Annotated in this window: 22 protein-coding genes; 15 read left to right on the top strand and 7 right to left on the bottom strand. The window is 75.2% G+C overall.

Features of this window, described 5'->3' with window-relative positions; genetic code table 11:
- Positions 1-16: 16 nt before the first annotated feature.
- From ACQP6G_RS14170 to ACQP6G_RS14150, 5 genes are all read left to right on the top strand, one after another.
- Entirely contained in the window at positions 17-1,759 is a 1,743-nt protein-coding gene (locus tag ACQP6G_RS14170) for a dihydroxyacetone kinase family protein (RefSeq protein ID WP_429765111.1), read from the top strand.
- Positions 1,756-2,286, top strand: a complete 531-nt coding sequence (locus tag ACQP6G_RS14165; RefSeq protein ID WP_429765110.1) for a ribose-5-phosphate isomerase — start codon at positions 1,756-1,758, stop codon at positions 2,284-2,286. The genes ACQP6G_RS14170 and ACQP6G_RS14165 overlap by 4 nt, the downstream gene beginning before the upstream one ends.
- Positions 2,283-3,038: a triose-phosphate isomerase family protein gene (locus tag ACQP6G_RS14160; protein ID WP_429765108.1), complete on the top strand. Its 756-nt coding sequence runs from the start codon at positions 2,283-2,285 to the stop codon at positions 3,036-3,038. Before ACQP6G_RS14165 ends, ACQP6G_RS14160 begins: the two co-directional genes overlap by 4 nt.
- Before the next feature lie 35 nt (positions 3,039-3,073).
- Positions 3,074-4,033 carry a 3-hydroxyacyl-CoA dehydrogenase family protein gene (locus tag ACQP6G_RS14155; protein ID WP_429765107.1) on the top strand — a complete coding sequence of 320 codons (960 nt, stop codon included), beginning with the start codon at positions 3,074-3,076 and terminating at the stop codon, positions 4,031-4,033.
- 105 nt (positions 4,034-4,138) lie between these two features.
- Positions 4,139-5,485: an MFS transporter gene (locus tag ACQP6G_RS14150; protein ID WP_429765105.1), complete on the top strand. Its 1,347-nt coding sequence runs from the start codon at positions 4,139-4,141 to the stop codon at positions 5,483-5,485.
- A gap of 33 nt (positions 5,486-5,518) precedes the next feature.
- On the opposite strand, the gene ACQP6G_RS14145 is transcribed toward ACQP6G_RS14150, so the two are convergent.
- Entirely contained in the window at positions 5,519-6,226 is a 708-nt protein-coding gene (locus ACQP6G_RS14145; protein ID WP_429765104.1) for a GntR family transcriptional regulator, read from the bottom strand.
- Between the two features lie 186 nt (positions 6,227-6,412).
- On the opposite strand from ACQP6G_RS14145, the gene ACQP6G_RS14140 reads away from it, so the two are divergent.
- Positions 6,413-7,426, top strand: a complete 1,014-nt coding sequence (locus ACQP6G_RS14140) for a LacI family DNA-binding transcriptional regulator (RefSeq protein WP_429765103.1) — start codon at positions 6,413-6,415, stop codon at positions 7,424-7,426.
- 6 nt (positions 7,427-7,432) lie between these two features.
- Here ACQP6G_RS14140 and ACQP6G_RS14135 read toward each other — a convergent pair whose 3' ends face one another.
- Entirely contained in the window at positions 7,433-8,677 is a 1,245-nt protein-coding gene (locus ACQP6G_RS14135) for a glycosyltransferase (protein ID WP_429765102.1), read from the bottom strand.
- A 152-nt stretch (positions 8,678-8,829) separates the two neighbouring features.
- Between ACQP6G_RS14135 and ACQP6G_RS14130 the strand changes: the two genes are divergently transcribed.
- A complete protein-coding gene (locus ACQP6G_RS14130) occupies positions 8,830-9,399 on the top strand; it encodes a DUF1697 domain-containing protein (RefSeq protein ID WP_429765101.1) in 570 nt (189 codons plus the stop codon).
- Positions 9,400-9,405: 6 nt separating this feature from the next.
- Here the strand turns inward: ACQP6G_RS14130 and ACQP6G_RS14125 are convergent, their stop codons facing one another.
- Both ACQP6G_RS14125 and ACQP6G_RS14120 read right to left on the bottom strand, forming a co-directional pair.
- Positions 9,406-9,780, bottom strand: a complete 375-nt coding sequence (locus ACQP6G_RS14125) for a VOC family protein (protein ID WP_429765099.1) — start codon at positions 9,778-9,780, stop codon at positions 9,406-9,408.
- A 42-nt stretch (positions 9,781-9,822) separates the two neighbouring features.
- Positions 9,823-10,488, bottom strand: a complete 666-nt coding sequence (locus ACQP6G_RS14120) for a uridine kinase family protein (RefSeq protein WP_429765097.1) — start codon at positions 10,486-10,488, stop codon at positions 9,823-9,825.
- Between the two features lie 91 nt (positions 10,489-10,579).
- Here ACQP6G_RS14120 and ACQP6G_RS14115 point away from each other — a divergent pair, with 91 nt between their 5' ends.
- The 3 genes from ACQP6G_RS14115 to ACQP6G_RS14105 all read left to right on the top strand — a co-directional run bounded on the left by ACQP6G_RS14115 (position 10,580) and on the right by ACQP6G_RS14105 (position 13,368).
- A complete protein-coding gene (locus ACQP6G_RS14115) occupies positions 10,580-11,764 on the top strand; it encodes a sensor histidine kinase (protein WP_429765096.1) in 1,185 nt (394 codons plus the stop codon).
- Entirely contained in the window at positions 11,761-12,426 is a 666-nt protein-coding gene (locus tag ACQP6G_RS14110; protein ID WP_429765095.1) for a response regulator, read from the top strand. The genes ACQP6G_RS14115 and ACQP6G_RS14110 overlap by 4 nt, the downstream gene beginning before the upstream one ends.
- A 177-nt stretch (positions 12,427-12,603) precedes the next feature.
- The gene (locus ACQP6G_RS14105; RefSeq protein ID WP_429765093.1) at positions 12,604-13,368 is read left to right on the top strand and encodes a CPBP family intramembrane glutamic endopeptidase; all 765 of its coding nucleotides are present in this window, start codon (positions 12,604-12,606) and stop codon (positions 13,366-13,368) included.
- A 24-nt stretch (positions 13,369-13,392) separates the two neighbouring features.
- Here the strand turns inward: ACQP6G_RS14105 and ACQP6G_RS14100 are convergent, their stop codons facing one another.
- From ACQP6G_RS14100 to ACQP6G_RS14090, 3 genes are read right to left on the bottom strand one after another with little or no spacing between them, the layout of a single operon-like run.
- The gene (locus tag ACQP6G_RS14100) at positions 13,393-14,118 is read right to left on the bottom strand and encodes a LutC/YkgG family protein (RefSeq protein ID WP_429765091.1); all 726 of its coding nucleotides are present in this window, start codon (positions 14,116-14,118) and stop codon (positions 13,393-13,395) included.
- Positions 14,115-15,668, bottom strand: coding sequence for a LutB/LldF family L-lactate oxidation iron-sulfur protein (locus ACQP6G_RS14095; RefSeq protein WP_429765090.1), 1,554 nt, complete (start codon positions 15,666-15,668; stop codon positions 14,115-14,117). The genes ACQP6G_RS14100 and ACQP6G_RS14095 overlap by 4 nt, the downstream gene beginning before the upstream one ends.
- Complete coding sequence (locus ACQP6G_RS14090) at positions 15,665-16,486, bottom strand: (Fe-S)-binding protein (RefSeq protein WP_429765088.1); 822 nt, start codon at positions 16,484-16,486, stop codon at positions 15,665-15,667. The genes ACQP6G_RS14095 and ACQP6G_RS14090 overlap by 4 nt, the downstream gene beginning before the upstream one ends.
- A 197-nt stretch (positions 16,487-16,683) precedes the next feature.
- Between ACQP6G_RS14090 and ACQP6G_RS14085 the strand changes: the two genes are divergently transcribed.
- The 5 genes from ACQP6G_RS14085 (at position 16,684) to ACQP6G_RS14065 (ending at position 23,895) form a co-directional block, all read left to right on the top strand.
- A complete protein-coding gene (locus tag ACQP6G_RS14085) occupies positions 16,684-17,388 on the top strand; it encodes a FadR/GntR family transcriptional regulator (protein WP_429765087.1) in 705 nt (234 codons plus the stop codon).
- Positions 17,389-17,517: 129 nt separating this feature from the next.
- Positions 17,518-18,219: a SprT-like domain-containing protein gene (locus tag ACQP6G_RS14080; RefSeq protein WP_429765086.1), complete on the top strand. Its 702-nt coding sequence runs from the start codon at positions 17,518-17,520 to the stop codon at positions 18,217-18,219.
- A gap of 194 nt (positions 18,220-18,413) precedes the next feature.
- Positions 18,414-20,765, top strand: a complete 2,352-nt coding sequence (locus ACQP6G_RS14075; protein WP_429765084.1) for a GDSL-type esterase/lipase family protein — start codon at positions 18,414-18,416, stop codon at positions 20,763-20,765.
- Positions 20,762-22,789, top strand: a complete 2,028-nt coding sequence (locus tag ACQP6G_RS14070) for a rhamnogalacturonan lyase (RefSeq protein ID WP_429765083.1) — start codon at positions 20,762-20,764, stop codon at positions 22,787-22,789. Before ACQP6G_RS14075 ends, ACQP6G_RS14070 begins: the two co-directional genes overlap by 4 nt.
- A gap of 59 nt (positions 22,790-22,848) precedes the next feature.
- Entirely contained in the window at positions 22,849-23,895 is a 1,047-nt protein-coding gene (locus tag ACQP6G_RS14065) for a beta-ketoacyl-ACP synthase III (protein WP_429765081.1), read from the top strand.
- Positions 23,896-23,963 lie beyond the last annotated feature (68 nt).

The following is a 23,963-nucleotide window of genomic DNA, read 5'->3' as shown; positions in this document are numbered from 1 at the left end:
CAAAGGTGCTGCCCCCATGACGTACGTCCACAACCGTCCCGAGGACTTCGCCCGCGAGGCGCTCAGCGGCCTCGTCAAGGCCCACCCCGGCGTCCTGCGCCGCGTGCCCGGCGGCGTCGCGCGCGCCGAGGGCACGCGCCCCGGCAAGGTCGCCGTCGTCGTCGGCGGCGGCTCCGGCCACTACCCGGCGTTCGCCGGGCTCGTGGGGGAGGGCGTGGCCGACGCGGCGGTGTGCGGCGAGGTCTTCGCCTCCCCGTCCACGCGCCAGGTGCTCGACGTGTGCCGGGCCGCGGACGCCGGGGCGGGCATCTGGCTGTCCTTCGGCAACTACGCCGGGGACGTCCTCAACTTCGGCGCCGCGGCGAGCCGGCTGCGGGCGCAGGGCGTCGACGTGGCCGTGCGCCTCGTCACCGACGACGTCGCCTCCGCCCCCGCCGACCGCGCCGAGGAGCGGCGAGGGGTCGCGGGCGACCTCGTGGTCTTCAAGGTCGCGGGCGCGGCGGCGGAGTCCGGCGCGGACCTGGCCGAGGTCGACCGGCTCGCGGGCCTGGCCAACGAGCGCACCCGCTCCTTCGGCGTCGCCTTCGACGGCTGCACGCTGCCCGGTGCCGACGCGCCGCTGTTCAGCCTCCCGGAAGGGACGGCCGGCTGGGGCCTCGGGATCCACGGTGAGCCCGGCATCGGCGAGGAGGCGGTGCCGCCCGCCGCGGACCTGGCCGCCGAGCTCGTCGACCGCGTGCTCGCGGACCGGCCCGACGACGCCGACGGCCGCGCCGCCGTCGTCCTCAACGGCCTCGGCACCGTCAAGTACGAGGAGCTCTTCGTGCTCTGGGACCGGGTGCACGACCTGCTGACGGAGCGCGGCGTGACGCTGGTGGCCCCGCTCGTCGGGGAGTACGTCACGAGCCTCGACATGGCGGGCTGCTCGCTCACCGTGGCGTGGCTCGACGACGAGCTCGAGCCGCTGTGGCTCGCGCCCGCCACGACGCCCGCGTTCCGGCACGGGGGCTGGCGCGCGGCGCCGGTCGCGGCCGCGCCCGACGTCGTCACCGAGCCGGAGCCGCCGCTCGTCGTCGCGGCGTCGGCCGAGGGCACCGAGGCGGCCCGCCTCGTGGTGCGCGCGCTGCACCGCGCGCAGCAGGTGCTGCACGACGCGGAGGACGAGCTCGGCGCGCTCGACGCGATCGCCGGCGACGGCGACCACGGGCGCGGCATGTGCCGTGGCGTCGACGCCGCGGTCGAGGCTGCCGACGAGGCGCTCGCCGCCGGTGCGGACGCCCCGTCCGTCCTGCGGCGCGCCGCGGACCGCTGGGCCGACCGCGCGGGCGGGACGTCGGGTGCCCTGTGGGGCGTCGGCCTGCTCGCCCTCGCCGACCGGCTGCCCGCCGACGAGGCGCTGACGGGCGTCCACGTCGCCGACGGCGTGCGCGCCGCGCGCGACGAGGTCTGCGCGGTGGGCGGGGCACGGGCGGGCGACAAGACGCTCGTCGACGCCCTCGACCCCGCCGTCGAGGCCCTGGCCGCGGCGCACGGGAACGGTGCGGCGGCACCCGACGCCTGGCGGGCCGCCGTCCGCGCCGCCCGGGACGGCGCGGACCGCACCAAGGACATCACGGCACGCCGCGGTCGCTCGCGCGTGCTGGGGGACAAGAGCCTCGGGGTCGCCGACCCGGGGGCGACGTCGCTCGCGCTCCTCCTCGCGGAGGTCGGGGACGCGCTCGGCGTCAGCACGGACGACGTGGAGGTGGCGGCACGATGACCACGACCCAGGGAACGACACACGAGACGACCGCGCTGCGGCTCGCGATCGGTTCGGACGACGCCGGGTTCGACTACAAGGAGCTGCTCAAGGCCGACCTCGAGGCCGACGACCGGGTGGCGTCGGTGACCGACGTCGGCGTCGGGGGCGACGAGCACACCCCGTACCCCTACGTGGGCGCGGCGGCCGCGCGCCTCGTCGCCGAGGGGAAGGCCGACCGTGCGCTCCTCGTGTGCGGCACCGGGCTCGGCGTCGCGATCGCCGCCAACAAGGTGCCGGGCGTCCGCGCCGTCACCGCCCACGACTCGTTCTCGGTCGAGCGGGCGGTGCTGTCCAACGACGCCCAGGTGCTGTGCTTCGGCCAGCGCGTCGTGGGCATCGAGCTCGCCCGCCGCCTGCTGCGCGAGTGGCTGGGCTACCGGTTCGATCCCACCTCGGCGTCGGCCCCCAAGGTCGCGGCGATCGGCGAGGTCGAGGCCGACGCGGGCACGGGGGCGGTCGCCGAGCCCGCCGGGTCCTGCGGATGACGCGCCGCCCGCTCGTCGCCGTCTCGCTCAAGGCGTACCTCGGGGCCGCGGACACCGAGCGCTGGCTCGCCGCGGTCCGCGACGCCGCCCCTGCGGGCGACGTGGACCTCGCCGTGCTGCCCGCCTTCCCCCTGCTACCCGCGGCCGCGCGGCTGCTCGGGGGGACCGGCGTCGCCTGGGGCGCGCAGGACGTGGCCCCGGCCGCGCACGGCGCCCAGACCGGCGAGGTCACGGCGGCCCTGCTCGCCGAGCTCGGCTGCACGCTCGCCGTCGTCGGCCATGCCGAGCGACGCGCGACGTTCCACGAGGACGACGACGTCGTCCGGGCCAAGGTCGCGCGCCTCGCCGAGGCGGACGTCACCCCGCTCCTGTGCGTGGGGGAGTGCGAGCAGGTCTCCCCAGCCGAGGCGGCCGACGTCGCGACGGCGCAGCTCGAGAGTGCGCTGCGGGGCCCCGCCCCGCGCGAGGTGGTCGTGGGGTACGAGCCCGTCTGGGCGATCGGCGCCCCGCGGCCGGCACCCGCCGAGCACGTCGTGACGGTCGCGCACGCGCTGCGCGAGCGGCTCGACGCGCTGGGCGTCGACGGCCGCGTGCTCTACGGCGGGGCCGCCGGCCCGGGCACGCTCACCGCCCTCGCGGGCGCCGTCGACGGCGTGTTCCTCGGGCGCTTCGCCCACGACGTCGCCGCCCTGCGCGACGTGCTCGACGAGGCCGCGGCCGCGCGACCTGCGGATTCGGCCGCCCGGCCGTGACCGCCACAGACTGGACCACGAGAGAGGAAGCAACGATGGTCACCAGCATCAGCAGCGTCGCCGTGATCGGTGCCGGCTACATGGGAGGCGGCATCGCGCAGTCGCTCGCGCTCGCGGGCCTGCCCGTCACGATCGCCGACGTCTCCGCCGACGCCACCGAGGCCGCCTTCGCGCGCCTGCTCGCGGAGGCGCAGGAGTTCGAGGACGCCGGTCTGTACGACGCCGGCGCGACGGCGACGATCCGTGCGAACCTGCGCACCGCCCCGTCGATCGAGGACGCGGTCGCGGACGTCGACTTCGTCGAGGAGGTCGTGTTCGAGTCGGTCGAGGTCAAGCACGACGTGCTGGGCCGCATCTCGGCCGCGGCGCGCGAGGACGCGATCATCGGCTCGAACACCTCGACCATCCCGGCCCGCGTGCTCGCGACGGCGGTGAAGAACCCGGAGCGGTTCCTCACCGTGCACTTCTCCAACCCCGCCCCGTTCATCCCCGGCGTCGAGCTCGTGCTGGGGGAGCGCACCGACGAGGCCGTCGTCCCCGTCGTCAAGGAGCTGCTCGCGAGGGCCGACCGGGAGGCGGCGATCGTCGCCGACGTGCCCGGCTTCGTCCTCAACCGCCTGCAGTACGTGCTGCTCAAGGAGGCGATGTCGATCGCCGAGGAGGGCATCGCGTCCCCCGAGGACATCGACACGATCGTCCGCACGACCTTCGGCTTCCGCCTGGGCTTCTTCGGCCCGTTCGCCATCGCCGACCAGGCCGGCCTCGACGTGTACGCCGGCGGCTTCCGGACGTTCGAGGAGGCGTTCGGCGAGCGGCTCAGCACGCCCGCGCTCGTCCAGGACGCCGTCGCCGCCGACCGGCGCGGCGTGAAGAACGGCAAGGGCCTGCTCAAGGACTACACGCCCGAGCAGGTCAAGGCGCTCGTCGCGCACCGCAACAAGGCGTACAGCGAGATGGGCCGGCTCGTCCGCTCGCTCGGGCCCTCGCCGGCCTGACCCCTCCACCTCCCGCGGCGCGACCCCCGACCGGGTCGCGCCGCGCCCCCGTGCACGGCTCGTCGTCGAGCCGTGCCCCCGCACGAGACACAGGAGTCCTCGAACGTGACACAGGTCAACGAGCCCGCCCTCGTCCGGAAGGTCACGCTGCGGCTGCTGCCGCTGCTGGTGGCCCTCTACACGGTGGCCTACATCGACCGCTCCGCCGTCGGCTTCGCGCAGCTCAGCATGGGCGCGGACGTCGGCATCGGCGACGCGGCGTTCGGCCTCGGCGCCGGGCTGTTCTTCATCGCGTACTTCCTGTTCGAGGTGCCGAGCAACGTGCTGATGCAGAAGTACGGGCCGCGGATGTGGTTCGTGCGCATCCTCGTCACCTGGGGCATCATCACGGCCGCGATGGCCCTCACGCAGGGACCGATCAGCTTCTACGTGCTGCGCTTCCTCCTCGGCGTCGCGGAGGCCGGGTTCTACCCCGGCGTGATCTTCTACCTCACCACCTGGTTCCCGCACCGGCACCGCACCAAGGCGACGGGCACCTTCGTGATCTCGGCGCCGCTCGCCTTCATCATCATGTCGCCGCTGGCGGGCTGGCTGCTCGGGGTGTCGGGCCTCGGCATGTCAGGCTGGCAGTGGCTGTTCCTCGTCGTGGGCGCGGCCGCGGTGCTCATGGCGATCCCGACGTGGAAGCTCCTCCCCGAGTCGCCGAACCGGGTGAAGTGGCTGTCGAAGGACGAGTCCGACTGGATCGCCCGCGAGCTGGAGAAGGACAAGGCGGAGCGCAAGCAGGAGGACGGCAAGAACCCGCTGCGCACGCTGATCGACAAGCGGGTGCTGGTCTTCGCGCTGCTGTTCTTCCCCTCGACGGTCGGCGTGTACGGGCTGTCGTTCTGGCTCCCGCAGGTGGTGAACCAGTTCTCCACCTCCACCCTGCAGACCGGGATCCTCACCGACGTCCCGTACCTGTTCGCGCTCGTGGGCGTGCTGGTGACGTCCCGCTGGGCGGCCCGGCACTTCCGGGACAACTGGGTGCCGCTCGCCTGCCTGTTCGTCGGGTCCGCGATCGGCATGGGGGTGAGCGCCGCCGTCGCGTCGCCGGTGCTCCAGCTCGCCGCCCTGTCCCTCGCGGCGTTCTGCGTGTACTCCATCGCGGGCGTCTTCTGGTCCCTGCCGAGCGGCGTGCTCGCCGGTGCCACGGCCGCGGTGGCGATCGCGGCGATCAACTCGTTCGGCAACCTCGGCGGCTTCATCGGGCCGTACGTCGTGGGCCTCTTCACCCAGGCGACCGGGAGCACCGAGGCGGGCATGTACTTCCTCATGGTGGTGCTGCTGCTCGGCGCGGCCGGGACGTTCGTCGCGCGGCGTGCCGTCGTGCGGATGCAGCGGGCGGACGACGCCGTCGAGCCCGGTGCCGACGTGCCGGGCACCGAGGGCCGGGGTGCCGCGCGGGTCTGACCCCTGCCGCTGGGAGCCGGCACCCCCGCAGCGCTACGCGCTCGGCGGGGGTGCCGGCTCCTCGCGTTCCGACAGGGACCGCGTCCGGACCCCCTCGATGTGCCGGCGCATGAGCTCCTGCGCCCGCTCGGGCACCCCCGACCGCATGGCGTCGAGGATCGCCCGGTGCTCCTCGACCGCCACGGCCTTGTCGGTGACCCCCTTGCCCGAGAACTGCCGGAAGCGCTGCGCGAGCCCGCCGAGGGCGGCGAAGGCGGCCTGCAGGTAGGAGTTGTCCGCCGCCTGGGCGACCAGGGCGTGGAAGCGCTCGTCGGCCTCCCAGTAGTCGCGGAACTCCTGGTAGGTGGGGCCGTTGGGCGAGCACTCGAGCTCCGCGACGGCCTCCTCGAGCCCGGCAAGGAACTCCTCGTCGCCGCGCTCGCACGCGAAGTACGCGTTCGCCGGCTCGACGGCGAGCCGGGCGTCCATGAGGTCCGTCAGCTCCTTGGTGGTCGGCGCCGGGGTGACGAAGTAGCCGCGCAGGGCGACCCGCCGCACCATGCCGGTGGCCTCGAGCCGGGCGAGCGCCTCGCGCACGGGGGTCGGCGAGACGTCGAGGTCGCGGGCGATGCCGTCGATGTTGAGGCTGCTGCCCGCCGCCAGGGTGCCGTCCATGAGCCACGAGAGCAGCTCGTCGAACACGTGGTCGGCGAGCGCCCGCCGCGGGACGGGGCGCGCGGTCGAGCTGCTGGTCCTGGGCACGGGCCGATTCTATCGGTGCGGGCCTCGGCGGCCCTCGCGGCGCCGCACCCCGGGCGACCGCCTCGGTCGGGTCCCGGGCGTCGACGGAAGACGTTTTCCGTGCGCCGATAGGCTGTGCACCGGCGAGCACGTCCGGAGTGCCCGCGTCGGGCGGGTACCGGCCGCCCCGGAGATGGAGGTGTGCTCGTGGCCCGAGCGAGGCTGCAGGACGTCGCCGACCGTGCGGGGGTCTCCCTCGCCACGGCGTCGCGGGTGCTCAACGGCTCGGCGCGGCAGCCCGGGGCCGAGCTGGTCGCGCGGGTCAAGGCCGCGGCCGCCGACCTGGGCTACGTCGTGAACGCGCAGGCGCAGGCCCTGGCGCGCGCCCGGTCGGGGCTGCTCGGGCTGGTCGTGCAGGACATCTCCGACCCCTACTTCTCCTCGATCGCCGCCGGCGCGCAGGCCGCGGCCCGGGCCAGCGGGCGGCTCGTGCTGCTCGCGTCGACCGGCCGCGACCCCGTGGCGGAGCGGGAGGCCGTGGCCGCGTTCGCCGCCCAGCGCGTGGACGCCGTCGTCGTCGCCGGGACCCGGTGGACCCCCGACGACGACGCCGCGCTCGCGGCCGAGCTCGACGCCTTCGTCGCCGCGGGCGGCCGGTCCGTCATCGTCGGCCAGCCGGTGGGCGACGGCTCCGTGGTGCGCCCGCCCAACGCGACCGGCGCCCGCGCCCTCGCGGAGGCGCTGCTGGCGCAGGGGCAGCGGCGGTTCGTCGTCCTCGGCGGGCCGGCGCGCGTCGTGACGTCGCGCGAGCGGACCGACGCGTTCACCGCCGCCGCCCGTGCGGGTGGCGGCGACGTCGCGGAGGTGCTGGTCACCGAGTTCTCCCGCGACGGCGGGTACGCGGCCGGCGACGACGTCGCCGAGCTGGTGCGCGAGCGCGCGGCCGAGAAGCCGCTGACGGTCTTCGCCGTCACCGACGTCATGGCGATCGGGCTCATCGCCCGCCTCCGCGAGCTCGGGGTCGAGGTGCCGCGCGACGTGCGCGTCGCCGGGTTCGACGACGTCCCGACCCTGCGCGACCACGCGCCGGCGCTGTCCACCGTGCGCATCCCGCTGGAGGAGATGGGCAGCCTCGCCGTCCGCGCCGCCGTCGGCGACGCCGCGCCCGGCGCCGTCACCGAGGTCGACTTCGAGGTGCAGCTCCGCGACTCGACGCGCTGACCGGCGTCAGGCGCGCGCGAGTGTCAGCCCCAGCCCGCGGTGGGCGCGCTCGATCGTCGCCGCGTAGGCGGACAGCATGCGCACGTGGCTGAACCGCGGCCGCGCCGCGACGAGCGCCCCGGTGAGGGCGTCCCGACGCGCCGCCGCCTCGCGCCACGCCGCGGCGATCTCCGCCGGGTCGAAGCCGGTGACGAGGCCGATGCCGTCCACGATCCGCGCGCTGTCGCCCACCGGCGTGGTGACCGGCACCGCCCCGCACATGGCGCCCTCGATGAGGCACAGCGGCGCGGCCTCGCCGAACGCGGAGGTCAGCGCGACGACGTCGGAGGCCGCGAGCACCTGCTCCATGTCGTGGCGCACGCCGAGCAGGTGGACGCGGCCCCGCAGGTCGGGCCGGTCGGCGAAGGCGTCGTCCAGGTCGGCCGCGAGGTCCGGGTTGGCGGCGCTCATGCCGGACCCGCACATCACGACGTGCGCGTCGGCGTCGCCCGCCAGCAGCTCGCGGGCCGCGGCGACGAACAGCCGGGGGTTCTTCATCGCGTCGTAGCGCGCGGCGTACGCGACGACCGTCCCGTCCGCGGGGAGCCGGTGCGCCCCGCGGAACGCGAGGCGTCGCGCGGTGCGGGCCGGGCGGAACCGGGTGAGGTCGACCCCGTTGGGGATCACGCGCAGCAGGTGCGCGGGCACGCCGGCGGCCTCGTAGGCGGCTCGCGTGGACTCGGCGCAGCAGACGACGGCGGCGAGCCGGCCGTCGTCCGCCGCGCGCAGCAGGTGCCCCAGGCCCGACCCCTGGTGCTCCGGGTCGGAGCGGTGCAGGCAGGCGACCACCGGCCGGTCGGGCAGCACGTCGGGCCGGGAGAGCAGGCGCAGCGGCTGCTCCTTGAGCGAGAGCACCACGTCGGTGCGCCGCAGCTCGCGGGCCAGCACCTCGGCCTCGGCGTCCGTGAGGGCCTCCGGGTCGTGGGGCACCTCCGAGGACCGGCCGAGCGACGTCACGCGGACCCCCGCGCCCTTGAGCTGCCGGTACCGGCGGTCGTCGACCATCCGCTGCAGTGCGGCGTCCCGCCGCACCTCGTCGTGCACGCTCAGCGCCGCGTGCCGCTGGCGGCCCTGGGCGTGCAGGCCGGCCACGACCGACGAGTGCAGCACGCGCGCGCCGCCGCTGAAGAAGCCTTCGTAGAGAGAGAGCACGCGGACCGCTCCGTGCTCGTCGCGCCGTTCGATCGTGCGCTGGACGTCCTGCTCGGCCATGGGGACCACCTCCTGCCCCCAGCGTGAGCGGCGATGGTGTAAGGCGGATGACCGGCGTGTGACATTCTCATGACGCGTCGTGGCCCGGGGATGGGCAGGTCTTGGGCATCGCGGCCCGCCGTCACGTCGGGGGCGCGTGCCATCGTGGCCCCATGGCCACGTCCCCGCGCCCCCCGACGTCCGTGGCGCTGCTGCGGGGGATCAACGTGGGCGGCCACCACCGGGTCGCCATGACCGACCTCGTGGCGTGCTTCCGCGACGGCGGCCACGGGGAGGTCCGCACCGTGCTGCAGAGCGGCAACGTGCTGCTGGCCGCCGATCCGCCGAGCGGTCCCGAGCTCGAGGACGCGATCGAGCGGATGCTCGCCGCCCGCCTCGGCTTCGCCGTCCCGACGCTCGTCCGCTCCCGCGACGAGCTCGCGGCCACCGTCGCGGCCGCGCCGCCCGACCACTCCTCCGGCGCGCTGCGCAGCGAGGTCTTCTTCCTCAAGCACCCGCTCACCGCCCGGGAGGTGCTGGCGCAGATGCCCGAGCTGCGCGAGGGCGTCGACGCCGTCGCGCCCGGGCCGGGCGTCGTCTACTTCTCCCGGGTCGCCGCCGAGGCACGGCGCACCCGGATCACCCGGCTCATGGGCATGCCCGTGTTCCGGCAGATGACCGTGCGGACCTGGCGGACGACGACGCGCCTCCTCGCGCTGCTCGACGAGCCGCTGCCCGCGTAGCGGGTCTCAGTCGATGCAGAACTCGTTGCCCTCGACGTCCTGCATCGTGATGCAGGACTCCTCCTCGCCGTCGGCGTACTGCGTGTAGAGGTAGACCGCGCCCAGCGGCTCGAGGCGGGCCTGCTCGGCCCACAGCGCGGCCAGGCGCTCGTCGCCGACCAGCCCGGTGCCGACGCGGACGTCGAGGTGCACCCGGTTCTTGACGACCTTGCCCTCGGGCACGCGCTGGAAGTACAGCCGCGGGCCCTCGCCGGTGGGGTCCTGCGCGACGCAGTCGACGCCGTCGGGCATGACGTAGCCGAGCACCGTGCACCAGAACCGGGCGACCCGCTCCGGTTCCGCGCAGTCGAAGGTCACCTGGAACGTCCGCACCGTTGCCATGCGCACACCGTAGGCGCCGAGGTGGCCGGCACCGAAAGGACATCAGGGGGCGAGCAGCGCGCGGATGTCCCGCTCCGCCTGCGCGGGCGTGACGAGGCGGCAGCCGAGGTCCGTCCACCGCCGCACCAGCGCGGGCTCGGCGCGCAGCAGCCCCCATCCCCGGCGCACCAGCGTGGGCAGCGGCTTGCGCGACTCGGCGACGTCGCGCAGGAAGCGGAACCAGAAGTTCATGACGCGCGGCTGGCTGAGGCAGATCGCGTCGGCGAGGATGCCGTCGGCCCGGCACGCGGACACGAGCTCGGCGGCGAAGATCCCCTCGGCGACGACGACGGGCGCGTCGCCCGCCTCGAGCGCCGTGCCGCCCGTGCGGCGCGAGGTGGGGATGTCGTACACGGGCACGTCCGCGCGGCCGGCGCGCACCACGGCGCGCAGCGCGTCGAGGGCGGCCGCGGAGTCCCAGCTGCGGGGGTCGTCCCAGTCGACGATGCCGTACCGCATGGGCATCCCCGGGAAGTCGGCGTCGTGGTAGAAGTCGTCGAGGTTCATCACCGGCAGGCCGAGCCGCCGGGTGAGCGCGGTCTTCCCCGACCCCGAGGGCCCCGTGAGCAGCACGATCCGCCGCGCGGGGCGCCGGGCGCCGGGGGGCACCTCGAAGAGGGCGTCGGACTCGTTCGCCGGGTCGTCGGTCGGCGGCGCGCTGTCGGTCACGGGCACCCATTCTCGGCGGCGGCGGTCGTGCTTGTCGAAACCGGGACCCGACCGGCGGGCGCGCCGCCCCGCCCGCGGGTACGTTGCGGACGTGCAGGACCGCGCGCCCCGGCCGGCCGCCGGCGTCGCGCTCGACGCGTCGGTCGCCGTCGTCGTGCTCGCCCTCCCGGTCTCGCTGTGGGCCACGGGGGCGATGCCGTTCGTCCCGTGGGGCGCCGCCGCCACCGTGATCTCCTGCGCGGCGCTCTTCTGGCGCCGCAGCCACCCGACCGTCGTCCTCGCCGTCACCGCGGTGCTCGGCGTCGCGGAGACCGCGGCCGCCGCACCGGGCGGGGCGCTGCTGCTGCCGCTGGCGATCGCCGTCTACACCGTCGTCTCCCTCGGCGAGCGCCGGCTCGGGCTCCTGGCCGCGGCGGGCTCCGCCGTCGTGCTCGACGGCGTGCTCCTGCTGCGGGGCGCGAGCCCGGGCTCGGGCGTGGTCGCGGCCGTGCCGCTCCTGCTGGCGCTCGCGGCCGTGGTCGGGCTCGTCGTCGCGGCCCGGCGGGCGGAGCTGACGACGGCGCGGGACCGGGCCTCGCGCGCCGAGGCGACGCGCGAGGCCGAGGCGAGCCGCGCCGTCGCGGAGGAGCGGCTGCGGATCGCCCGCGAGCTGCACGACGTGCTGGCGCACCAGGTCGCCGTCGTGGGCGTGCAGTCCGGGGTCGCCGAGACCCTGCTGGTCGACGACCCCGACGCCGCGCGGGAGGCGCTCGTGCACGTGCGCACCGCGTCCGCCGATGCGCTGCGGGAGCTTGCGACCCTGCTCGACCTGCTGCGACGCGGCGACGAGGAGGCACCCGAGCGGGCCGCGCCGGCGCCGTCGCTCGCCCGCCTCGACGCGCTGCTCGACGCCGTGCGCGCCACCGGGCTGCGGGTGGACGTGCGGGTCGAGGGCGACGCCCGGCCGCTCGTCCCCGTCGTCGACCTCGCCGCCTACCGCGTGGTGCAGGAGGCGCTCACCAACGCGCACAAGCACGGCGCCGGCAGCGCCCGCCTCACGCTCGCGTGGACGCCGGACGGCCTCGGTGTCGAGGTCGTCAACCCGGTGACCCGCGCCGCGGTGGGCGGCGTCGCGGCGGCCCCGTCGACGGGGCACGGGCTGCTCGGCATGCGCGAGCGCGTCGCGGCGGTGGGCGGGGCTCTCGAGGTCGGCCCCCGCGGCGGCGAGTTCGTCGTGCGGGCGGAGCTGCCTGCCCCCGCCCCGACCCCCACCCGCTCCGAGGAGGGACCGGCATGACCGTCCGCGTGCTCGTCGTCGACGACCAGGAGCTCATCCGCGGCGGCTTCGTCGCCCTGCTGCGGCACGCCGACGGCGTCGAGGTCGTGGGGGAGGCCGGCGACGGCGACCAGGGGGTGCGGCTGACGCGCGAGCTGCGTCCCGACGTCGTCCTCATGGACCTGCGCATGCCGGGTACCGACGGGCTCACCGCCACCGCGCGCATCGCGGACGACCCGGACCTCGCGGCCGTCCGCGTCGTCGTCCTCACGACGTTCGAGGGCGACGCCGAGGTGCTCGGCGCGCTGCGCGCCGGCGCCAGCGGATTCCTCGGCAAGGGCGTGGCGCCCGCCGACCTCGTCGCCGCCGTGCGGACGGTCGCGGCCGGCGAGGCGCTGCTGTCGCCCGCGGCGACGCGCGCCGTCGTCGCGCACCTGGGCAGCGGCCCGCACGCCGCGCGCGGCATCGACCCCGGGCTCGTCGCGCACCTCACCGAGCGGGAGCTCGAGGTCGTGGCCCTCGTGGGCCAGGGGCTGTCGAACGACGAGATCGCCGAGGAGCTCGTCGTGTCCCCGTTCACGGCGAAGACGCACGTCAGCCGGGCGCTGGCGAAGACCGGCGCCCGCGACCGCGCCCAGCTCGTCGTCATCGCCTACCGGTCAGGGCTGGTCGAGCCGCGCTGAGCCGCGCTGGTGCCCGCCGCTCCGTCGTCGGGCGTACTCCCTGGGGAGTACGCGCAGGTCCACCCGCCAGCACGACGACCGCGGGGGTGCCCGGCGCGCACCCTGGGGTCATCGATGCAGCAGGCATCGGTCGAGGGGCGGGGCCTCACCGAGCAACCCGCACGCCAGGAGCGCACGATGACCACCATGACCAGCAGGAGCGTCACCACCCACGAGGTGCCCACGAGGGGCCAGGCCCCGGACTTCCCCCTCTACGCCGGGGACCCGGTGCGGCTGTCCGGCCGCCGGTGGGCGGTGCTGATGGCGTCCGTCGTCGTGGCCGCCGCGTGCGACCTGCTCGTCGCCGTCCCCGGGCCGGCCTGGCTGGCGCTCGCGCTGCGCGGCACCCTGTTCGCCGGCATCCCGCTGCTGACGCTGCACCTGGTCGCGCCGGGCACGGTCGGCCGGCTCTTCCAGCGGCTGCGGCCGCGGGCCGGGCTGCTCGCCGTCGGCATCGCCGTCGCGAACGTTCTGGCGTCGTTCCTCGTGGGGGCGCTCGTCTCGGTCCTCGTCGGGGCCCAGCCCAACCCGATGGGCGGCACGATCGCCGCCCAGGGCGGCGTCGACAAGGTGCTCACGTTCCTCGCGATGATCCCGCAGCTGGTCGGCGAGGAGGTCTTCACGGTCCTGCCGCTGCTCGCCGTCCTCACGCTCGGCATGTCGGTGCTGCACCTGTCGCGCCGGTCGAGCCTGGTGCTCGCGGTGGTCGTCTCGACGCTCCTGTTCGCGGCGCTGCACCTGCCCACCTACGGCTGGAACGTGCTGCAGTGCGTGCTGGTCATCGGCACCGCGCGGGTGATCCTCCTGATCCCCTACCTGGTCACCAAGAACCTCACCGCCTCCGCCACCGCGCACGTGCTCAACGACTGGGCGTTGTTCGGCTCGGCCGCGATCCTCGGCTAACCCGTACGGCTCGGGCCGGCGGGGTCAGCCCACCAGGAGGACGTGCAGGGTCCGCGGGCCGTGCACGCCCTCCACGCGGTCCAGCTCGATGTCCGACGTGGCGCTGGGACCGGAGATCCAGGTCAGAGGGCGGTCCGGGTGCTCGCCGAGCAGCCGGACCGCCTCCGGCACGGTCTGCACGACCTGGTCCGCCCGCACGACGCACAGGTGCACGTCGGGCACCAGCGAGATCGCGCGCCGGCCCTGGTCGGGCTCGCCGTCGAGCACGATCGTGCCCGTCTCGGAGATCGCGACCCGCGCCGCGGTGACGACAGCCGCGACGGCGTCGAGCTCCGTCGCGGCGAGCGGGCGCTCGCGCGAGTCCCGCACGACGTCGACGTCCGCCGGCAGCGCCGCCAGCCACGCGTCGTCCAGCCCGTCGGGGACCACCACCCGCACGGACCTGTCAGGGCGGGCGCCGGGAACGTCCCGCGCTGGTCCTGACAGCTCGGCGACGAGGGCGGCGACGGTGGCGGGCAGGGCGTCGGTGGCGACCTGGTGCACGTGGGCCTTGTAGTCCACCAGCCGGTCGACGAGCTGCTCCAGCACCTCGGGCGAGCCGACGGCGTGCTCCCCGGCGGCACGGTAGGCGCGCGGCACGGGCTCCGGGTGCGGCGCGGTGCCGACCTTGCCCGACGGCGTCGTGCCGGAGCCGGTCTGCCCCAGCGCCGCCCGCACGCGCGCCAGGACCTCGGTGCGTGCCCCGCTCATCGGGCGCCCTCCTCGTTCTCGTGCTCGGCCTGCCACCACTGCCGGAACGTCTGCTGGGGCGGCGCGGGCAGGTCGCGCGCCTTCGTCCACGCCGACGCGGGTGGCGGCGCCACCGAGACGGCGTGATCCCGCCCGCCGAGCCCGCTGCCCAGCGTGGCGGCACGGCCGGCGAGGGCGAACCGGTCGCCGTCGGCCATGACCCAGGACGCCGCCTTCATGGCCGTCTTCCAGGGGTCGACACCGCGCGACGACCGGTCGGCGTCGACCTCGCGGGCGCGCAGGTCGACGAGGATCGACGGGATGTCGATCTTCACGGGGCACACCTCGTAGCAGGCGCCGCACAGCGTCGACGCGTAGGGCAGCGAGGCGTTCGGGTCGTGGTGCCCGGACACGCCGCCCGTCGACGCGGTGAGCTGCGGCGTGAGGATGGCGCCGATCGGCCCGGGGTACACGGAGCCGTAGGCGTGGCCGCCCACCCGCTCGTAGACGGGGCAGACGTTGAGGCACGCGGAGCAGCGGATGCAGTGCAGCGCGGACCGGCCGACCTCGTCGGCGAGCACGTCGGTGCGGCCGTTGTCGAGCAGCACCAGGTGGAACTCGTGCGGCCCGTCGCCCGGCGTCACGCCCGACCACATCGACGTGTACGGGTTCATCCGCTCGCCGGTCGACGAGCGGGGGAGCAGCTGCAGGAACACCTCGAGGTCGTCGAAGGTGGGCACGAGCTTCTCGATGCCCATCACCGTCACGAGCGTCTCGGGCAGCGTGAGGCACATGCGGCCGTTGCCCTCCGACTCGACGACGGCGAGCGTGCCCGTGTCCGCGACGGCGAAGTTGGCGCCGCTCACCGCGACCTTGGCGGACAGGAACTTGCGACGCAGGTGCGCGCGGGCCGCCATGGCGAGCTCGCGCGGCACGTCCGACAGGTCGGGCGGGGCGTCGCCCATGCGGGCGAGGAAGATGTCGCGGATCTCCGACCGGTTGCGGTGGATGGCCGGGACGAGGATGTGCGAGGGCATGTCGTCGGCGAGCTGCACGATGAGCTCGGCCAGGTCGGTCTCGATGGCGGCGATGCCCTCGTCGGCCAGCGCCTCGTTGAGCCCGATCTCCTGCGTGGCCATCGACTTGACCTTCACCACCTCGTCGGCGCCCTTGGCCTTCGCGATGTCGGCGACGATCCGGTTGGCCTCCGCCGCGTCGCGCGCCCAGTGCACGACGCCGCCGCGCGCGACGACGTTCTCCTCGAGCTGCTGCAGCAGGTCGGGCAGCTGCGCCATCACCTGCTGCTTGACGGCGGACCCGGCGTCGCGCAGCGCCTCCCAGTCGGGCACCTCCCCGACGACGGCGGCCCGCTTGGTGCGGATGACCTGCGTGGCGTGGCCGAGGTTGCGCCGCAGCTGGTCGTTCTTCAGGGTCTGCTTGGCGGCGGCGGGGAAGTCGTCGCCCCAGCGCAGCGGCTCCTGCGGGTGGGGGACCGGGCCGAACGGCTGGTCGGCCCCCGCGTCGTCGGGGCGGCGCAGCGTGCGCGGCAGGCCGAGGAACGTGCGGCTCATCGGGTGGCCTCCGTCCGCGCCGGGCGCCGGCGTTCCGGGCGCGTGAACGTCGTCTCGGGCAGGGGCGTGGGCTCCTCCCGGGTCGAGGCGAGCACCTCCGCCAGGTGCAGCGCGCGGACGCCGGTGCCCTGGCGGGAGAGCCCGCCGCCGATGTGCATGAGGCACGACATGTCGCCGGCGGTCAGCACCTCGGCGCCGGTGCCCCGCACGTTCGCCGTCTTGTCCTCGAGCATCGCGGCCGACGTGTCCGCGTTCTTCAGCGCGAACGTGCCGCCGAACCCGCAGCACGAGTCGGCCGCCGGGAGCTCCACCAGGTCGATGGCCTCGACGGCGCGCAGCAGCCGCAGGGGCTTGTCGCCCACGTGCAGCATCCGCAGCGAGTGGCAGGTGGGGTGGTAGGTGACGCGGTGCGGGAACCAGGCGCCGACGTCGGTGAGGCCGAGCACGTCGACGAGCAGCTCGGACAGCTCGTACGTCTTGGCGGACACCGCCTCCGCCGTCGCGGCGAGGTCCTCGAGGCCCGCGCGGCGGCAGACCATCGCCTGCTGGTGGCGCACCGACCCCGTGCACGAGCCCGACGGCATGACGACGGCGTCCCACTCGCCGTCCGCCACGGGCGCGAACGTCTCCACGTGGTTGCGGATGACGGGCACCGCCTCGCGGAAGTAGCCGGTGTTGACGTGCATCTGCCCGCAGCACGCCTGGTCGGCGGGGAAGACGACCTCGTGGCCGAGGCGTTCCAGCAGCCGCACGGTCGCGCGCGGCGCCCCGGGGAACAGGGTGTCGGCGAGACAGGTGGCGGCGAGGGCGATGCGCATGCGACTCCTCTGTGCTTCGTGCGGTCGTGCTCGTGCGGTGCCGGCGCCAGGCCGCTGCGGTACGGCTGTGGTCAGCCACCGTTCGGCTCGGTCCAGCATGACCCGGGCGGGTCGGGGGCGCCACGGCGGCGGCGCCGAGCGGCCACTGTAGCGGATGTGGTCAGACCATTGCTCCGTGCGGTCGTTACGCTGAGCCCGTGCGCACCCACGAACGAGTTCTCGCCCACCTCGAGGAGGGCATCGCCGCCGGCCGGTGGGGCCTCGGCGAGCGGCTGCCCGGCGAGCGGGCGCTCGCGGAGGACCTGGGCGTGTCCCGGCCCTCCGTGCGGGAGGCGATCCGCGTGCTCGACGCGCTCGGCATCGTGCGCCCCGGCGTCGGCTCCGGGCCGACCGCGGGCGCCGTCGTCATCGACCGCCCGGCCGCCGGCCTGGGCGCCGCGGTGCGGCTGCACGTGGCCACCGGCACGCTGCCGGTGCGGGACGTCGTCGCGACCCGCGTGCTGCTCGAGTCCTGGGCCGTGGCCCAGGCGGCGGAGCGGGCGACGGACCTCGCGCCCGGCGCGGCCGCCCACCTCGAGGAGGCGCGCCGGCTCCTGGGCCGGATGGAGGACGACGACGTCCAGCCGGCGGAGTTCCTCGAGCTCGACCAGGCGTTCCACCTGGAGTTCGTGCGCATGGCCGGGAACGTGCTGGTCGAGGCCGTGATGACCGGGCTGCGAGGCGCGATCGGCGGGTACGTCGCCGTCGGGATCGAGCGGCTGCCGTCGTGGCCGCGCACCGCCACGCGGCTGCGTGCCGAGCACCGCGCCGTGCTCGACGCCGTCGCCGCCGGGGATGCCGAGGCCGCCTCCGCCGCGGTGAAGGCGCACATCGAGGGCTTCTCCCGCGAGGCCGGGGTCTGACGCTCGCACGGTGGCACGCGCGACCTGTGGACGACGGGCAGGGGGTGTCCGCGGGGGCCGCTAGCGTCCTGCGGGTGGCCGCGGCTCGGCGGCCGGACGCGACGGGCCCGGACGGCGGGGGGGTGACGGATGGAGCGGGAGGACGCCGCCCGGCTGGCGCGCGGCCTGATGGCCGAGCACGGGCTGTCCGGCTGGACGTTCCGGTTCGACCGGGCGCGGCGGCGCGCGGGCCTGTGCCGGTACGACCGCCGCGAGATCAGCCTGTCGGGGCCGCTGACGGAGCTGTACGACGAGGCGGACGTGCGCGAGGTGGTGCTGCACGAGATCGCGCACGCGCTGGCCGGCGCGCGGCACGGGCACGACGCCGTCTGGCGCGCGACGGCGCGGTCGATCGGCTCCACGGGCCGGCGCGTGGTGCGCGACGACAGCCCCGAGGTGGAGGGCGACTGGGTCGGCCGGTGCCCGGCCGGGCACCGGGTGACGCGCTTCCGCCGGCCGCAGCGCCCGCAGGCGTGCGCCCGCTGCTCGCCGGTGTTCGACCGGCGCTTCCTGCTCACCTGGACGTACCGCGGCCGGCCGGTGCCCGAGCTCGGCCCGCCCGCGGCGACGGGTGGCGGGGCGCCTCGGACCAGCGGGACCTCGGCGCCCGCGGAGGCGCCGTCGCGGGTGGACCCGGCCGGTGTCCGGCCGGGGGAGCGGCTGCGGGTGGTCGCGCCGGGCCGGTACGACGGCGTCGTCGGCACGCTGCTGAAGCGCGGGCGGACGCGGTTCCACCTGCAGGTCGGCAGGTCGGTGCTCACGGTGCCGTTCGGCCTGGTGGAACGCCCCTGACCGGCCGTCCGCGCGAAGTGGTGCGGACCGGACGCGCCGCCGACGCGGTCGGCACGCCGCCCTGACCTGGGGTTGTGCTTGCCCGGGTCGACGGGCATCATGGTCGCGCACCACCTGCTTGAATCCATTCAACCTCGACGGCCGACGACGGCCGCCGAGGGTGGCTCGACGACGAGACCTCGAGGTGAGCACCAGTGCCAGCACAGAACCGCCCAGCGCGTCCATCGGAGGAAAGCGCTCACCAGCCGCTCCGTCGCCCGGCGGCTCGGCCCGCCCGCAGGGCCCTCGCCGCGGGCGCGACGACCGTCGGCCTGGTCCTCGCGGGCCTGTCCGCCACCGTCGGCGCCGCGTCGGGCGCGGCGGCCGCCGACGTCCCCGCTCCCACCGCCGTCCGCGTCGCCCGCGCCGTCGACGGCGCGCTGTCGATGCGCTGGAACGCTGTGGAGGGCGCCGCCGGCTACGTGCTGTCCCGCAGCGACGCCGTCGACGGGGAGTACGCCGAGGTCGCGCGCACGGACGAGCGCACGGTCTACGCGACCGACGACGTCGACACCACCGCCGTGCACTACTACCGGGCGCAGGCGATCGGCGCCGACGGCACCCTGTCCGCGCCGTCCGCGGTCGCCGTCGGCGCGCTGGTGGGCGACGGGGTCGCGGACCCGGAGATCCCCGAGGGCGGGCTCACCCTCGACTTCGGCAACGGCGCGACGGCGGCGGGAGCGACGCGGATCGTCGCGGGTCCCGCGTACTCGAAGGCGCACCGCGTCGGCTTCGTCGACCCCGCCCAGGTGACCCCGGTCCGGCGCGACGGCGACGACCCGCTGCGCTCCGACCTGGTCCGCGTCGGCGACACGGAGCTGGTGGTCGACCTCCCCGACGGCGACTACACCGTGGGCGTCGTCGCGGGTGATCCCGAGGCCGCCACCGACATCGCGATCACCGCCGAGCAGATGGCCAAGGTGCCCGCCACCGAGAAGGCCGCGGGGGAGTTCCTCGAGACCGAGTTCGACATCGCGCTCGTCGACGGCCAGCTCAACCTCGACTTCGCGGGCGCGGCGGCGAACCTCGCCGCCCTCACGATCACCCCGCAGGCGCCCCGCGAGGCGGGCGCCGAGCCCACCGTCTACGTCACCGGCGACTCGACCGTCCAGACCTACACCGACTACTGGGCGCCGCAGGCCGGCTGGGGCCAGATGCTGGGGCGGTTCCTGTCCGACGGGGTGACCGTCGACAACCACGCGATCGGCGGCCGGTCGTCCAAGAACTTCATCAGCCAGGGCCGCCTCGACGAGGTGCTGCGCCAGATCCGCCCGGGCGACTACCTCTATGTGCAGTTCGGGCACAACGACAACAGCTACGGCGTCGACGACCGCTACGCGGCGCCGGCGGACTACCGCAACTACCTGCGCACCTTCGTCGAGGGCGCGACGCAGCGCGGCGCGACGCCGATCCTCGTCACCCCCGTGTCGCGACGCAGCTTCGACGCATCCGGGCACGCGAACGTCTCGTTCCCGCAGTACGTCGAGCAGGCGCGGGCGCTCGCCGAGGAGACCGGCACCCCGCTGGTCGACCTGTCCGCCTCCAGCCGCGCCTACCTGGACGAGATCGGGCCCGAGGCCGCCACGTCGGTGTTCCTGTGGGTGCCCGCGGGCGTCTACCCGGCCCGTCCGGACGGCACCCAGGACGACACCCACTTCCAGGAGTACGGCGCGATCCAGATGGCGCGCCTGGTCGCGCAGGACACCGCCGGCCTCGACGTCCCGCTGGCAGACGAGGTCGTCGAGGCCGAGCCGCCCGCCGAGGTGCCGGCCGCGCCCACGGGGCTCGCCGCCTCCGCGGTGTCGGGCGCGGGCGCCACGCTGACCTGGGACGCGGTCGACGGCGCGGACATCTACCGCGTGCTGCTCAAGGACGCGGACGCCGGCGACGACGCCTACGCCCTGCGGACGACGTCCACCATCGGACGCGTCGACCTCACCGGCCTCGAGTCGGGCGCCTCCTACGACGTGCGCGTCGTCGCGGTGAACGGCCGCGGCGACTCCGCGCCGTCCGAGGCCCTGCGGCTCACCACGAAGGAGCCGCTCTACCGGTTCGACGTGCAGCCCGCGGGCGCCGTGACGATGGACGGCTACCTCCCGCTCGACGGCACGACGCTCTACGCGCAGGGCCTGGGGTACGGCTTCACCTCGGCGACCGGCCCGGGCGGGCGCGACCGCGGCACGGGCTTCGACCCGGTGCCGACGGCGCTGCAGCGCGACTTCCTGCTGCCGTCGGCGAGCACGCCGATCGCCGTCGACGTCGAGGACGGCACCTACTCCGTCGCCGTCGAGTGGGGCGACATGCTCGGCACCTCCGGCCTCGCCGTGACGCTCGAGGGCGAGGACCGCGGCTCGGCCAACGCCGGGCGCGGCACCACCTCGACGCGCGTGCTCGCGCCGGTCGAGGTGACCGACGGCCGGCTCGACGTCGTCGCGTCGGGCTGGCTCAACGGACTGACCATCACGCGCCTCGACGACGAGGCCACGACCACCGGAGGGAACCGATGACGACACCCCTGCACCACCCCACCGCATCACCGCGAAGGAAAGGCCGCCCCCTGGCCGCCGGGGCGCTGGCGCTGGGCCTGGTCCTGCCCGTCGTCTGCGCGGCGTCGGCCGCGCCCGCCACGGCGTCGGACGGCGTCGTGACGTCGTCGAGCACGACGACGCCGAAGCGGCAGGCCGAGCGCCTCGACCGCTCCCCGGTCGCGGTGTCCACCGACGACGGCGTGTACGTCGGCTGGCGCATGCTCGGTGACGACCCCGAGGCGATCGGCTTCCACGTCTACCGCGACGGCAAGCGCCTCACGGACCGTCCGGTCAGGGACTCGACCAACTTCGTCGACCCCGACGGGACGGCGTCGTCGACGTACCGGGTGAGCACCGTCAAGGGCAACGGCAAGGGCAAGGGCAACGAGCGGTGGGCCACGGACGAGTTCAGGGTCTGGGACGGCCAGACCCTCGACGTCCCGCTCGACAAGCCGGCCGACGGCACGACGCCCGACGGCAAGGCGTACTCCTACCGCGCCAACGACGCCTCCGTGGGCGACGTCGACGGCGACGGGCAGTACGAGATCGTGCTCAAGTGGGACCCGACCAACTCGCAGGACAACTCCAAGGGCGGGTACACGGGCAACGTGTACCTCGACGCCTACGAGCTGGACGGCACGCAGCTGTGGCGAATCGACCTGGGGCGGAACGTCCGGGCGGGCGCCCACTACACCCAGTTCCAGGTCTTCGACTACGACGGCGACGGCCGCGCCGAGGTCATGGCCAAGACCGCCGACGGCACCGTCGACGGCGCGGGCACGGTGATCGGCGACGCGGACGCGGACCACCGCAACGCGAGCGGCTACGTGCTGGCCGGGCCCGAGTTCCTCTCCGTCTTCGACGGCGAGACCGGCGCCGCGGTCGACACGGTCGACTACACGCCGGCGCGCGGCACGGTCACCGACTGGGGCGACGGTTACGGCAACCGGGTCGACCGGTTCCTCGCCGGCACCGCCTACCTCGACGGCGAGCACCCGAGCGCGATCTTCTCTCGCGGCTACTACACGCGGGCCGTGATCGCGGCCTACGACTTCGACGGCGAACACCTGACGCGACGCTGGGTGTTCGACTCCGACGAGGCGGGCGACCAGTACGAGGGCCAGGGCAACCACAACCTGTCCGTCGCCGACGTGGACGGGGACGCTAGGGACGAGATCGTCTTCGGCTCGATGACGATCGACGACGACGGCTCCGCGCTCTACAACACCGGGCTGGGCCACGGGGACGCGCTGCACGTGGGCGACCTGGACCCGTCCCGGCCGGGTCTCGAGGTCTTCGCGGCCCAGGAGTCGATGAGCGCCTCCGGGAACCGCGGGGCGACGTTCCGCGACGCTGCGACCGGCGAAGTGCTCTGGTCGATCCCTGCCACGCGCGACACCGGGCGCGCCGCCGCCGGCGACATCGACCCGCGGTACGCGGGCGCCGAGGGCTGGGCCGTCGGCGGCGACGCCGCATGGAACTCCCGCGTGGGCGAGCTGCACGCCGCGTCCGGCGAGCTGATCGGGAGCACCATCCCCGCCGCCAACTTCCTCACGTACTGGGACGGCGACCTGCTCGCGGAGATCGGCGACCACGAGTTCGACGACGGCCCCCGCACCGGCGTGCCCACGATCTCGAAGTGGGACTACGAGAACGGCGAGCAGGTCGAGCTCTACCGCGCGACCGGCACGCTGTCGAACAACGACACCAAGGGCAACCCCGCCCTGCAGGCGGACCTGTTCGGCGACTGGCGCGAGGAGATCGTCACCCGCACCGAGGACTCGACGGCGCTGCGGATCGCCACGACCGTCATCCCGACGGAGCACCGGCTGCGCACCCTGATGTCCGACCCGGTCTACCGGCTTGGCGTCGCCTGGCAGAACACCGCCTACAACCAGCCGCCGCACACGTCGTACTTCCTCGGCGAGGGGATGACGACGCCGGCCGCCCCGGCCCTGGCGTACACGACGCCGGCGCGGCCGGGGGAGAAGGTCGGCCGCTGAGCCGCCCGCCCCGCGAGCACGGGTGAGACCAGGGCGGGTGCGGTGGGATGATCGCTCCCATGAGTGAGTCCACCGCACCCGCCCTGACGCTGCCGGCGGGCGCCGCCGGGTCCCGCATCGTCGGCCTCGGGCACCACCAGCCCGAGAGGGTCATGACCAACGACGACGTCGCGAAGCTCGTCGAGACCAACGACGAGTGGATCCGCTCCCGGACCGGCATCGTCACCCGCCACGTCGCGGCCGACCACGTCACCGTCGCGGACATGGCCACGGGGGCCGCCCGGCACGCGCTCGACGACGCCGGCGTCGCGGCCTCCGACGTCGACCTCGTGGTCGTCGCGACCACCACCGCGTTCGACCGGTCGCCCAACACGGCGGGCCGCGTCGCCTACGCGCTGCGCACCGGCGTCCAGCCCGGGGCGAGCACCCCCGAGGGCGAGGAGGTGCCCGACCTGCGCAACGTCGTCGGGCCCGCCGTCATCGACGTCAACACGGCGTGCTCCGGCTTCGCGTACGCCGTGGGCGTCGCCGACCAGGCGATCCGCGCCGGGTCCGCGCGCACCGCCGTCGTGGTCGGCTCGGAGAAGCTCACGGCCGTGACCGACTGGTCCGACCGCAGCAGCTGCATCCTCACCGCCGACGGCGCGGGCGCGGTCGTGCTGCAGGCCACCGACACGCCGGCGGTCGGGCCCGTCGTGTGGGGCTCGGAGCCCGAGCTGACCCCGGCGGTGGTGATCGAGGCGCCGCAGGAGAAGTTCGCGCAGGACGGCCGCGCCGTCTTCAAGTGGGCCATCACCCGCGCCGCCGACCGCGCCCGCCGGATCGTCGAGGCCTCCGGGCTCACGCTGGACGACATCGGCGTCCTCGCCGCGCACCAGGCCAACCTGCGCATCATCGAGCCGCTCGCCAAGTCGCTGGGGCTCGAGGACCGCGTCGTCGTCACCGACATCACCGAGTCCGGCAACACGTCGGCGGCGTCGATCCCGATGGGGCTGTCCAAGTGGTGGCACTCCGGCAGGATCCCGGCGAGCACGCCGGCGCTGCTCTTCGGCTTCGGCGGCGGCTTCACCTGGGCCGGCCAGGTCGTCATCACCCCGTCGAGGTAGTACGGGCTCTGCCGAGGTAGTACCAACCCTGCCGAGGTAGTACGGATTCCGCCGAGGTAGTACTACCT

It is taken from the genome of Isoptericola nanjingensis (assembly GCF_050311635.1).
In the GTDB taxonomy this organism is placed as follows: domain Bacteria; phylum Actinomycetota; class Actinomycetes; order Actinomycetales; family Cellulomonadaceae; genus Isoptericola; species Isoptericola nanjingensis.
Note: the sequence above shows the minus strand (reverse complement) of the source record. Positions and strands in the feature narration are given on the sequence as shown.

Bases quoted from the DNA above. Each gene is read 5' to 3' on its own strand.
- ACQP6G_RS14080 (WP_429765086.1), top strand. From the start codon at position 17,518: ATGGAGCGGGAGGACGCCGCCCGGCTGGCGCGCGGCCTGATGGCCGAG.
- ACQP6G_RS14160 (WP_429765108.1), top strand. From the start codon at position 2,283: ATGACGCGCCGCCCGCTCGTCGCCGTCTCGCTCAAGGCGTACCTCGGG.
- ACQP6G_RS14100 (WP_429765091.1), bottom strand. From the start codon at position 14,118: ATGAGCGGGGCACGCACCGAGGTCCTGGCGCGCGTGCGGGCGGCGCTG.
- ACQP6G_RS14070 (WP_429765083.1), top strand. From the start codon at position 20,762: ATGACGACACCCCTGCACCACCCCACCGCATCACCGCGAAGGAAAGGC.
- ACQP6G_RS14110 (WP_429765095.1), top strand. From the start codon at position 11,761: ATGACCGTCCGCGTGCTCGTCGTCGACGACCAGGAGCTCATCCGCGGC.
- ACQP6G_RS14155 (WP_429765107.1), top strand. From the start codon at position 3,074: ATGGTCACCAGCATCAGCAGCGTCGCCGTGATCGGTGCCGGCTACATG.
- ACQP6G_RS14105 (WP_429765093.1), top strand. From the start codon at position 12,604: ATGACCACCATGACCAGCAGGAGCGTCACCACCCACGAGGTGCCCACG.
- ACQP6G_RS14090 (WP_429765088.1), bottom strand. From the start codon at position 16,486: ATGCGCATCGCCCTCGCCGCCACCTGTCTCGCCGACACCCTGTTCCCC.
- ACQP6G_RS14095 (WP_429765090.1), bottom strand. From the start codon at position 15,668: ATGAGCCGCACGTTCCTCGGCCTGCCGCGCACGCTGCGCCGCCCCGAC.
- ACQP6G_RS14165 (WP_429765110.1), top strand. From the start codon at position 1,756: ATGACCACGACCCAGGGAACGACACACGAGACGACCGCGCTGCGGCTC.
- ACQP6G_RS14170 (WP_429765111.1), top strand. From the start codon at position 17: ATGACGTACGTCCACAACCGTCCCGAGGACTTCGCCCGCGAGGCGCTC.
- ACQP6G_RS14130 (WP_429765101.1), top strand. From the start codon at position 8,830: ATGGCCACGTCCCCGCGCCCCCCGACGTCCGTGGCGCTGCTGCGGGGG.
- ACQP6G_RS14125 (WP_429765099.1), bottom strand. From the start codon at position 9,780: ATGGCAACGGTGCGGACGTTCCAGGTGACCTTCGACTGCGCGGAACCG.
- ACQP6G_RS14065 (WP_429765081.1), top strand. From the start codon at position 22,849: ATGAGTGAGTCCACCGCACCCGCCCTGACGCTGCCGGCGGGCGCCGCC.
- ACQP6G_RS14135 (WP_429765102.1), bottom strand. From the start codon at position 8,677: ATGGCCGAGCAGGACGTCCAGCGCACGATCGAACGGCGCGACGAGCAC.